At 71.1% G+C, this 11,144-nt stretch carries 8 protein-coding genes; 6 read left to right on the forward strand and 2 right to left on the reverse strand.

Going from position 1 to position 11,144, the window contains the following annotated elements:
- The first annotated feature begins 207 nt into the window (after window positions 1–207).
- Window positions 208–2,286, forward strand: coding sequence for a SpoIIE family protein phosphatase (locus tag JYK17_RS15510; RefSeq protein ID WP_241662317.1), 2,079 nt, complete (start codon window positions 208–210; stop codon window positions 2,284–2,286).
- A 100-nt stretch (window positions 2,287–2,386) separates the two neighbouring features.
- Here the strand turns inward: JYK17_RS15510 and JYK17_RS15515 are convergent, their stop codons facing one another.
- Complete coding sequence (locus tag JYK17_RS15515; RefSeq protein ID WP_108013901.1) at window positions 2,387–4,762, reverse strand: transglycosylase domain-containing protein; 2,376 nt, start codon at window positions 4,760–4,762, stop codon at window positions 2,387–2,389.
- 257 nt (window positions 4,763–5,019) lie between these two features.
- Between JYK17_RS15515 and JYK17_RS15520 the strand changes: the two genes are divergently transcribed.
- The 5 genes from JYK17_RS15520 to JYK17_RS15540 all read left to right on the forward strand — a co-directional run bounded on the left by JYK17_RS15520 (window position 5,020) and on the right by JYK17_RS15540 (window position 9,867).
- On the forward strand, window positions 5,020–5,937 hold the full coding sequence (locus JYK17_RS15520) for an SPFH domain-containing protein (RefSeq protein ID WP_128802028.1): 918 nt from the start codon (window positions 5,020–5,022) through the stop codon (window positions 5,935–5,937).
- Window positions 5,937–6,185 (forward strand): type II toxin-antitoxin system antitoxin, encoded by a 249-nt coding sequence (locus JYK17_RS15525; RefSeq protein WP_108013899.1) that lies wholly within the window; start codon window positions 5,937–5,939, stop codon window positions 6,183–6,185. The genes JYK17_RS15520 and JYK17_RS15525 overlap by 1 nt, the downstream gene beginning before the upstream one ends.
- 141 nt (window positions 6,186–6,326) lie before the next feature.
- Window positions 6,327–6,851, forward strand: coding sequence for a PadR family transcriptional regulator (locus JYK17_RS15530; RefSeq protein WP_108013898.1), 525 nt, complete (start codon window positions 6,327–6,329; stop codon window positions 6,849–6,851).
- The gene (locus JYK17_RS15535; RefSeq protein ID WP_108013897.1) at window positions 6,848–7,537 is read left to right on the forward strand and encodes an ABC transporter ATP-binding protein; all 690 of its coding nucleotides are present in this window, start codon (window positions 6,848–6,850) and stop codon (window positions 7,535–7,537) included. Before JYK17_RS15530 ends, JYK17_RS15535 begins: the two co-directional genes overlap by 4 nt.
- Window positions 7,534–9,867: an ABC transporter permease gene (locus tag JYK17_RS15540; RefSeq protein WP_222810561.1), complete on the forward strand. Its 2,334-nt coding sequence runs from the start codon at window positions 7,534–7,536 to the stop codon at window positions 9,865–9,867. The genes JYK17_RS15535 and JYK17_RS15540 overlap by 4 nt, the downstream gene beginning before the upstream one ends.
- Before the next feature lie 71 nt (window positions 9,868–9,938).
- On the opposite strand, the gene JYK17_RS15545 is transcribed toward JYK17_RS15540, so the two are convergent.
- Window positions 9,939–11,144, reverse strand: a 1,206-nt coding sequence (locus tag JYK17_RS15545) for an AI-2E family transporter (protein ID WP_222810562.1), incomplete at its 5' end; no start/stop codon positions are given.

The raw sequence follows: 11,144 nt of genomic DNA on the forward strand, positions 1-11,144 counted from the left end.
CGTGAGCGAGAGGTACGAGGGCAACATCGCCGGGGCGCGCCCCGCGACCCGCAGTCGGTGTGCCCGCGGCACAGGAACAGCCTCTGACCACGCGGGAATTCCGTTCCGGGGACATGTATTCCGGGTATCGGGATTCCTGCGGGACGAACTGCGCACGCCAGGCGCAGCCCCGGACGGACGGATTCGACACGCGTGACGGAGCACTCCATGTCCTTCGAGCGCCCGCAGCCGGGCGCCGACCCCGCGGATCCCCGCGGGGCGCTCCTGCACACCCCGGCGACGAAGTCCCCGGCGGCTGCCTTACCGGCACAGGCCCGCACCGGGGAGACGCCGCCCGGGCCCGGTACGGCCACGCCGTGCGGCAAGGGAAAGGATCCGGCCTCGCCTCCCTCCGACATCACCGGCCCCGAGCACTCGCAGCCCGCCGCCGTGGAACCAGGCACCCACCGCCCGCGCCCCGCACCGGAGGCCATCCCCGGCCAGCCGGGCGGCGACCAGGACCGCACCCAGGACGGCGGCGGTCCGGAACGCCGCAGCGGGCAGGGAGCGGTGCCCGGCCGGCCCACGCCCATGCGGCGCGACGGCGACCGGCTGCGCTTCGTGGGCGCCGCGACCCGGCGCATCGCCCGCGGCATCGACCTCGACGAGATCGTCATGGGGCTGTGCCGGGCGACCGTGCCGACCTTCTCCGACGCGATCCTCGTCTACCTGCGCGACCCGCTGCCCGTCGGCGACGAGCGGCCCACCGGCCCGCTCCTGCTGCGGCTGCGGCGCACCGACCGGATTCCGGCGGAGCGCGACACCGAGGGCAATTTCTCGCCGGCCCTGCAGCCGGAGCCGCCGGAGATGAACGGGCTCGACGCGGTCGGCGCCGAGATCTGCGAGGTACGGCCGGGCAGCGCGCTCGCCGAGGTGCTGCGCGGGGTGCGCCCGGTCTTCACGGACGCGCCCGCCGCGCGGGCTGCCCTGCCCGAACTCCTCGGTGACACGGGCGAGTTCCTGGTGCCCGGCGGCCAGCGCGCGATCCTCGCGCCGCTGCGCGGCCGGCGCCGGGTGATCGGCGCGGCGCTGTTCCTGCGCCGCCCGGAGCGGCTCCCCTTCGAGGCGGACGATCTCCTGGTCGCCGCCCAGCTCGCCACGCACAGCGCGCTCGGCATCGACAAGGCGGTGCTGTACGGCCGCGAGGCGTACATCGCCGACGAGCTGCAGCGCACCATGCTCCCGGAGACGTTGCCGCGGCCCACGGGCGTACGGCTGGCCTCCCGCTATCTGCCGGCCGCCGAGACGGCCCGAGTGGGCGGCGACTGGTACGACGCCATCCCGTTGCCCGGCAGCCGGGTCGCCCTCGTCGTGGGCGACGTGATGGGCCACTCCATGACGTCGGCGGCCATCATGGGCCAGCTGCGCACGACCGCGCAGACCCTGGCCGGTCTCGACCTGCCGCCGCAGGAGGTCCTGCACCACCTCGACGAACAGGCCCAGCGGCTGGGCACCGACCGCATGGCGACCTGCCTCTACGCCGTCTACGACCCGGTCTCGCACCGCATCACCATCGCCAACGCCGGCCATCCGCCGCCGGTCCTGCTGCATCTGGGCGGCCGCGCCGAGGTGCTGCGGGTGCCGCCGGGGGCGCCGATCGGCGTGGGCGGCGTCGACTTCGAGGCCGTGGAGCTGGACGCGCCCGCGGGCGCGACCCTGCTGCTCTACACCGACGGCCTGGTCGAGTCGCGCCTGCGGGATGTGTGGACCGGCATAGAGCAGCTGCGCGAGAAGCTCGCCGCGACCGCGCAGCTGACCGGCCCGGACCATCCGCCGCCGCTGGAAGCCCTGTGCGACGAGGTCCTCGACATGCTCGGCCCGGGCGACCGGGACGACGACATCGCGCTGCTCGCCGCCCGCTTCGACGGGATCGCGCCGAGCGACGTGGCGTACTGGTTCCTGGAGCCCGAGGACGCCGCCCCCGGCCGCGCCCGCAGGCTCGCCCGGCGCGCGCTGTCCCGCTGGGGCATGGAGGACCTCAGCGACTCCGTCGAGCTGCTCGTCAGCGAGGTCGTGACGAACGCCGTGCGCTACGCCTCCCGTCCCGTCACGCTACGGCTGCTGCGCACCGACGTGCTGCGCTGCGAGGTCGGCGACGACGTGCCCCAACTGCCGCGCCTGCGGCAGGCCCGCGCCACCGACGAGGGCGGACGCGGCCTGTACCTGGTGAACAAGATGGCCAGACGCTGGGGCGCGACGCGGCTGAGCACCGGGAAGGTGGTCTGGTTCGAGCTGAACCAGAGCTAGCCGTCCCGGCGGCTGTGCGCGGCATGGTCGTACGCAGCACGGCCGTACACGAACGAAAGGGCGCCCGGCGACATGCCGGGCGCCCTTCGTCGTCCGTCCGCTACTGATCCCGGTTGTTCGGGTCCAGCGGGTTCTCGAGGCCGCCCGACGGGCTCTGCGTGGGCGATTGCGTCGGGGTCTGGGTCGGGGTCTGGGTGGGTGTCTGGGTCGGGCTCTTGCTCGGCGTCTCGGAGGGCGACTGGGACGTCGGTGCCTCGCTCGATGGCGTCTCGGAGGGCGTCTCGCTCGCCGACTGGGTGGGGCTGGACGAGTAGGTCGGCTGGACCGCCGCGCCCTGCGTGGTGTCCAGGTCGAACTTCAGGCCCTTGCTGGAGACGCCGAAGGTGTACGTCGCCCAGATCTGCGCCGGGAAGCCACCGCCGTTGACGCGCGGGAAGCCGCCCGCCTTGTGCATCGAGACCTGGGCGCCGTTCTTCTTGGACTCGCCGAACAGGCCGACCGAGGTGACCAGGTCGGGCGTGTAGCCGCTGAACCAGGCCGAGCGGTTCTCGTCCGACGTACCGGTCTTGCCGGCGACCTTGCGGCCGTCCCGGCTGGTGTTGTCCCGCACCGACACCTTGGCCGTACCGTCGTCGACCACGCCCGTCAGCACCGAGGTGACCGAGTCGGCGGCCTCGCGGCTGACGACCTGGTCGCCGATCGGATTCGGCAGGGTGACCTGGTGTTGGCTGTTCTCGACCGACTTGATGATGGTCGGCGTGACCTTCTTGCCGTGGTTGTCGAGGGTCGCGTAGACGCCTGCCATCTGCAGCGGGCTCGCGCCCATGGTGCCGAGGGTCTGGGCGGGTACGGACTTGAGGTCGGCGGTGTCCATGCCCATCTGGCTCGCGACCTTGAGCACCTTGTCCATGCCGACGTCGACACCCATCTGCGCGAAGACGGAGTTGACGGACTCGTTCATCGCCTTCTGGACGGTGATGTTGCCGTAGGACGCGTCGTCCTCGTTCTCGGGTGCGAACCCGACCTTGCTGCCGTGGTCCACGACCTGGCGCTTGCTGGTGCCGTCGTAGATCGTGTTCGCGCTGATCGGCTTGCCGCTCTGCGTCTGGGCGTTCTCGTCCAGGGCGGCGGCGAGGATCACCGGCTTGAAGGTCGAGGCGGGCTGGTAGTCCGTGCGGGTCGCGTTGTTGCGGTAGTGCTTGTAGTAGTCCTGGCCGCCGTACATCGCGACGACCGCGCCCGTCTTCGGGTTCACGGAGGCCGCGCCGGCCTGCACGTCCGCGTCGACCGGGCGCTTCTTCGGGTCGAGCTTGCTGGTCAGCTGCGACTTGGCGGCCTTCTCCAGCGCCGCCTGCTTCTTCTTGTCGATGTTGAGCGTGATCGTCCAGCCGCCCCGGTTGACCAGCGTCAGGGCGTCCTTCACGTTGTCGGCCGTGCCCTGCGCCACCAGCTGCTGGGCCAGCTGGTTGTTGGCCGCGTCCACCAGATAACCGGTCTGACCGCCCATGCCGGCCGCCGCCTTGGGCGTTTTCGGGATCGGGAACGTCATCTGGTCGCGCTTGGCCTTGTCCAGCCAGCCCTGCTTGACCATGTTGTCGAGGACGTAGTTCCAGCGTGCCTGGACGAGCTTCTTGCCGGTGTCCGTGGCGATCGCCCAGTCGTACTGGTTCGGGGCCTGCAGCAGGGCGGCGAGGTACGCGCCCTGCTCGACCGTGAGCTTCTGGGCGTCGACGCGGTAGTAGGCCTGCGCGGCGGCCTGGATGCCGTAGGCGCCGCGGCCGTAGTAGCTGGTGTTGATGTAGCCGGCGAGGATGTAGTCCTTGGACTTCTCCCGGTCCAGCTTCAGCGAGATGACCAGTTCCTTCAGCTTGCGCGAGACGGTCTGGTTCTGCGTCAGGTAGTAGTTCTTGACGTACTGCTGGGTGATCGTCGAACCGCCCTGTGCGCCCTTGCCGGAGAGGGTGTTGAGCAGACCGCGGGCGGTGCCCTTCAGATCGACGCCGTTGTCCTTGTAGAAGGTCTTGTTCTCGGCGGCGACGAAGGTCCGCTGCACGTCCTTGGGCACCTTGGACAGGTCCACGATCTCGCGGTTGCGCTGGCCGTCGCGGGTCAGCAGCGAGCCGTCGCTGTACTTGTAGACGTTGCTCTGGAGTTCGGCGTCGGCGTTGCCCTTGGGTATGCCGATCATCATGTACAGCGCGATGAACGCGCCCATGCCGAGCAGGCACACCCCGAAGACGGTCCCGACGACCTTCTTCCAGGTGAACATCCGGCGTATGAAGCTCCGGCCGTCCTTGCCCGCCTTGCCCTTGGCCCGGCCCCTGCCCTGAGCCGCCCGGCGCGCGGCGGCCCGGCCGCCGACGACGGTGACCGACTCCTCCGGGGAAGCCGCCGATTCCGCTGCCGCGGACGAGCGCCTGGGCGCCGCGCGGCGGCCACCGCGCTGTCGCGCTCGTCTGTCTTCCGCCCGTCCCATTGGTCCGTTCCGCTCCGCTTCGGTCGTGTGTGCTCACACGTCACACAGGTTCGCCGCTCAAGTCAGCTCAAGAAGCTAACACCGTGACATGTGACGAAGGTCCGTCGATCCGGCCTTTGACGGACGTGAGAATCAGCACCCGCCCCAAAGGAACCGACGGCTGGGAGGGGTTGAAGGTTGCTTGACGAGGGTAAAGTGATAACACTTTGATAAGCAGGCGTTAGCACTCAGCCGCGCCGCGACAACGGGGGCCAACCATGTCCGCACAAGACTCCACACCCACCGCCGACCTCCCGGAAATGCCCGCACCGCGCGTGCGCGAGTTCACGGCGCACAGCATCGGCGGCGCGCTCGCGCTGTTGCTCGGGCTGCTGGGCGTGCTGGTGGCGATCGGCCTGTTCGCGGCGTCCTCGGTGAACCCCGGCTTCGCCGTCGGCGGGGTCTTCGTCCTGATCGCCGCGATCATCTCGCTGCGCGGGCTGAACACCGTGGCGCCGGGCGAGGCCCGGGTGGTGCAGCTCTTCGGGCGCTACCGGGGCACGATCCGCCAGGACGGCCTGCGCTGGGTGAACCCCTTCACCTCGCGCACCAAGATCTCCACCCGCGTACGCAACCACGAGACCGCCGTCCTCAAGGTCAACGACGCCTACGGCAATCCGATCGAACTCGCCGCGGTGGTGGTCTGGAAGGTGCGGGACACCGCGCAGGCGACCTTCGAGGTGGACAACTACCTGGAGTTCGTGGCCACGCAGACGGAGGCCGCGGTCCGGCACATCGCCATCGAGTACCCCTACGACGCCCACGACGAGGGCGGGCTCTCGCTGCGCGGCAACGCCGAGGAGATCACCGAGAAGCTCGCCGTCGAGCTGCACGCGCGCGTGGAGGCGGCCGGTGTGCAGATCATCGAGTCGCGCTTCACCCACCTCGCCTACGCTCCCGAGATCGCCTCGGCGATGCTCCAGCGCCAGCAGGCCGGAGCGGTCGTGGCGGCCCGTCGGCAGATCGTGGACGGGGCGGTGGGCATGGTCGAGGCGGCGCTCGCGCGCATCACCGAGCAGGACATCGTGGAGCTGGACAACGAGCGCAAGGCGGCGATGGTGTCCAACCTGATGGTGGTGCTGTGCGGGGACCGGGCGCCGCAGCCCGTCCTCAACACCGGGACCCTCTACCAGTGATGGCCGCCTCCGAGGGGGCCACGCCCGAGCGCCGGCCGCAGCAGCGCAAGCAGGTGCTGCTGCGGCTGGACCCGCTGGTGTACGAGGCCCTGGCCCGGTGGGCCTCGGACGAGCTGCGGTCCGCCAACGCCCAGATCGAGTTCCTGCTGCGGCGGGCGCTCGCGGAGGCGGGGCGGCTGCCCGGGGAGGCGCGGCCGATCCCGCGCCGGGGGCGGCCGCCCGCAGGTCCGGAAACCGGAACGCCCTGAGTTTCCTGAGGCTCCGCGTTCCTGCGTTTCCTGTGACAGAGCTGTGACAATCGGCCCCCACCTGCGGGGCCGTACACCTCGCCATGATCTACACACTCCGCGTATACATCCGGCGTATACACCGTGTGTAGAGTGCTCCGCATGTCCATCGGTCACACCCTTCTGGGACTCCTGGAGTCCGGGCCCCGCCACGGCTACGACCTCAAGCGGGCCTTCGACGAGAAGTTCGGTCACGACCGGCCGCTGCACTACGGCCAGGTCTATTCGACGATGTCGCGCCTGCTGAAGAACGGACTCGTCGAGGTCGACGGGATCGAGGCGGGCGGCGGCCCCGAGCGCAAGCGGTACGCGATCACCGACGCCGGCATCACCGACGTCGAGCGCTGGCTCGCGACGCCGGAGCCGCCCGAGCCGTATCTGCAGTCGACGCTGTACACCAAGGTCGTCCTCGCCCTGCTCACCCACCGTGAAGCGGCCGACATCCTCGACACGCAGCGCTCGGAGCATCTGCGCATGATGCGGATCCTGACCGACCGCAAGCGCCGGGGCGACCTCGCCGACCAGCTCATCTGCGACCACGCCCTGTTCCATCTCGAGGCCGACCTGCGCTGGCTGGAACTGACCGCCGCGCGCCTCGACAAGCTCGCCGAGGTGGTGACCAAGTGACCCCTCCCCCCGGCTCCCTGCTCGCGGCCGAGAACCTGCACAAGGTGTACGGGCCGACCACGGCGCTCGACGGCGCCGAGTTCTCCATCCACCCCGGTGAGGTCGTCGCCGTGATGGGCCCCTCCGGGTCCGGCAAGTCGACCCTGCTGCACTGTCTCGCGGGGATCGTGACGCCCGACTCGGGCTCGATCACCTACGGCGGCCGTGAGATGGCGACCATGGGCGACGGCGAGCGCAGTGCGCTGCGGCGCTCGGAGTTCGGCTTCGTGTTCCAGTTCGGGCAGCTCGTACCGGAGTTGACCTGCGTGGAGAACGTCGCCCTGCCGCTTCGGCTGAACGGCACCGCCCGCAAGGAGGCCGAGCGGACCGCGCTGACCTGGATGGAGCGGCTCGAGGTCGACGACCTCAGGAAGAAGCGCCCCGGTGAGGTCTCCGGCGGTCAGGGCCAGCGCGTCGCCGTCGCCCGGGCCCTGGTCACCAGCCCCCGGGTGCTGTTCGCCGACGAGCCGACCGGCGCGCTCGACTCGCTCAACGGCGAGCGCGTGATGGATCTGCTCACGGACGCGGCCCGGTCCACCAACGCCGCCGTCGTCCTGGTCACGCACGAGGCACGGGTGGCCGCGTACTCGGACCGCGAGATCGTCGTACGGGACGGCAAGTCCCGGGACATGGAGCGCATCGTATGAAGGCGGGGCACTGGGCCAGGGATCTGGCCCTGGGGGTGCGGTTCGCCTTCAGCGGTGGCCGTGAGGGGTGGATACGGGCCGTACTGACGGCCGTCGGCGTCGGGCTCGGGGTGGCGCTGCTGCTGCTGACGACCGCCATTCCGAGCGCGCTGTCCGAGCGGGACAAGCGGGAGAGCGCCCGGGACGACTTCACGTACACCGGGAAGGTGCTGCCGAAGGCCGGCGACACGCTGATCGTCGCCTCCACCGACACGACCTTCCACGGGGCGGACGTGCGCGGCCGGCTGCTGCAGCAGGAGGGGGCGCGGGCGCCGCTGCCGCCGGGCGTCGCGACGTTCCCGGCCAAGGGCGAGATGTTCGTCTCGCCCGCGCTGAAGAAGCTGCTCGCGTCCGGATCCGGCAAGCTGCTGCGCGAACGCATCCCCTACCGCGCCGTGGGCACCATTGCCGACCGCGGGCTCGTCGGGCCCGCCGAACTCGCCTACTACGCGGGCGCCTCGGGCCTGGAGCGGCATCTGGCCGGCGGCAGCGTCGAGCGCATCCACTACTTCGGGCCCTCCCCCGGGCAGCAGCAGGACGGCCTGGACCCGATCCTGCTGCTGCTCGTCACGATCATCTTCGTGGTGCTGCTGCTGCCCGTCGGCGTGTTCATAGCCGCGGCCGTCCGCTTCGGCGGCGAGCGCCGCGACCGCCGTCTCGCGGCGCTGAGGCTGGTCGGCGCCGACGGCCGGATGGCCCGCAGGATCGCGGGCGGCGAGGCCCTGGCCGGGGCGCTGCTCGGGCTCGTTCTCGGCACCGCCTTCTTCCTCACGGGACGTCAACTGGTGGCGCTGCTGGAGGTGCGGGACATCAGCGTCTTCCCGAGCGACCTCAATCCGTCGCCGGCGCTCGTCCTGCTCGTGGCCGTCGCGGTGCCCGCCTCCGCCGTCCTGGTCACGCTGTTCGCGCTGCGCAGGGTCGTCATCGAGCCGCTCGGCGTGGTCCGTACGGCGCGCCCGCCGCGGCGCCGGCTGTGGTGGCGGCTGCTGCTGCCGCTGGCCGGGCTCGGGCTGCTGTACCCGATGATCGGCCAGGGCAACGACAACGGGAACTTCAACCAGTGGATGGTGATCGGCGGCACCGTGCTGCTGCTGGTCGGTGTCACCGCGCTGCTGCCGTGGATCGTCGAGGCCGTGGTGGCCCGGCTGGACTCCGGTCCGGTCTCCTGGCAACTGGCGGTGCGCAGGCTGCAGTTGAGCAGCGGCTCGGCCGCCCGGATGGTCAACGGCATCGCGGTCGCGGTGGCCGGTGCGGTCGCCCTGCAGATGCTGTTCGCCGGGGTCCAGCACGACTACACCAAGGACACGAAGAACGACCTCAGCCGGGCGCAGATGGAGATCTCCGTGCGCGGTGACGTCCCGCTGTCCGAGGTGGACCACAAGCTCGCCGGGACCGAGGGCGTGCGCAAGGTGACGGCGCTCTCGCTGGGCTCGGTCGGGGACGGGCCGAAGAACCCGGCGACCGAGCTGGAGATGGCCGTCGGCAGCTGCGCGCAGCTGGCCGAGGTGGCCCGGCTGGGCTCCTGCCGCGACGGCGACATCTTCCGCATCGTCGGCGACCAGTACGGCGGCGACACGAAGAAGCTGATCGCGCCGGGCCGCACCCTGTACTTCGACCCCGCCTATGACGGGGTGAGCAGCCATACGGCGGCCTGGAAGGTGCCCTCCGGCGTGAAGACGGCCGCGCAGCGCGAGGACCCCACGGGCTACGAGCGCGGCGGACTGCTCATCACCTCGGGCGCGCTGCCCGCGGCCGCGACGGCCGGGCTGAGCCAGAAGGTGTATCTCTCGCTGGACCGGTCGGTGGCGGACGCCGACGAGCACGCGCGCAACACGGCCGCACAGCTGGACCCGCTGGCGAACGTGTACACCCTGACGTCCTCGAAGCAGTCGCTGCAGTTCCGATCCATCCGCACCGGCCTGTTCGTGGGCGCCACCTGCGTCCTCGTGCTGATCGGCGCGAGCCTGCTGGTCTCGCAGCTGGAGCAGTTGCGCGAGCGCAAGAAGCTGCTGTCGTCGCTGGTCGCCTTCGGCACCCGGCGCCGCACGCTGAGCCTGTCGGTGCTGTGGCAGACGGCGATCCCGATCGCCCTGGGCCTGCTGCTCGCCTCGGTGGTCGGCCTGACGCTGGGCGCGGTGCTGCTGAAGATGACCGGCACGACGGTGAGCGTGGACTGGGCGAGTGTGCTGTCGATGACGGGCATCGGCGCGGCGGTCGTCCTCGCCGTGACCGTGCTCAGCCTGCCGCCGCTGCTGCGGCTGATGCGCCCGGACGGCCTGCGCACCGAGTAGCGGCACCAGAGGCACGCAGGGCCCCTCCCCGCGGCCGGGGAGGGGCCCTCGTCGCTCACGGACCGCGTGGGTCAGACTCCGGCGTCCTCCGCCTCGTCCTTGGGTGTTGCCGCGCCGTCGGGTGCGGCGTCGGCCCGGGGCGGCTCGTCCTCGGCCTCCTGCGGAGCGGAGGGCTGCGCAGTGTCGTCGCCGCCGGGGATGTGCTCCTCGGAGTACGCCCGCAGATAGCCCATGACCGTGTTGGTGACGGCCACCAGCGGTACGGCGACCACCGCGCCGCCGATGCCCGCCACCATGCCGCCGCCGGCGACGGACAGGACCACCGCGAGCGGATGGACGCGTACGGCACGGCCGAGGATGAACGGCTGCAGGATGTGGCCCTCGATCTGCTGGACGGCGAGCACCACGGCGAGCGTCATCACGGCCGTGAACACGCCCTGGGTGACCAGCGCGACGACCACCGCCAGCGCGCCGGAGGCCACCGCGCCGACGAGCGGGATGAAGGAGAACAGGAAGATGAAGACGGCCAGCGGGACGGCCATCGGCACATCGAGGAAGTAGATGCCCAGGCCGATGAAGATGGCGTCGATCAGGGCCACCAGCACCGTGCCGCGCACATAGGCGGTCAGTGTGCGCCAGGCCCGCGGGCCCGCGCCGGAGATGGCGGGACGGGCGGCGGCGGGGACGAGCTTGAGCGTCCACTCCCAGATGCGCCGGCCGTCGTAGAGCAGGAACAGGGTCGAGAAGAACGTCAGCAGGATGCCGGTCAGCGCCTCGACCACGACCTGGACGCCCTCCAGGCCCGCCGAGGTGATCTGGTCGCTGTTCGCGCCGACCGCGTCGCGCAGGTTCTTGGCGATCTGGTTGATCTGCTTGTCGGTGACGTGGAAGGGGCTCTTGAGCAGCCAGTTGCGCAGATCGTCGATGCCGCTCTGGATCTGGTCGGAGAGGTTGTCGATGTTCTCCATGACCTGCCAGGTCACGAACCAGCCGATCAGCCCCATGACGACGAAGCCGAGGATCGCGGTCAGGGCGGTCGCCGGACCGCGCGGCACGCCGTGTCGCCTCAGCCGGGCCACGGTGGGCTGCAGCAGCGCCGTGATGAGCAGTGCGACGACGAAGGCGAGGACGACGAGCTGTACGGCGCTGATGACCCGCATCAGCACCCACAGCGTGCCCGCGAGCACCAGCAGCCGCCAGCCGGCCTCCGCGGCGACGCGCACGCCCCACGGGACGGCCTGCGCGGGCTCGGGGCGGGTGGCGCGCGGCGCCGGCGG

The sequence above is a fragment of the Streptomyces plumbidurans genome, from assembly GCF_019857225.1.
GTDB lineage: Bacteria > Actinomycetota > Actinomycetes > Streptomycetales > Streptomycetaceae > Streptomyces > Streptomyces plumbidurans.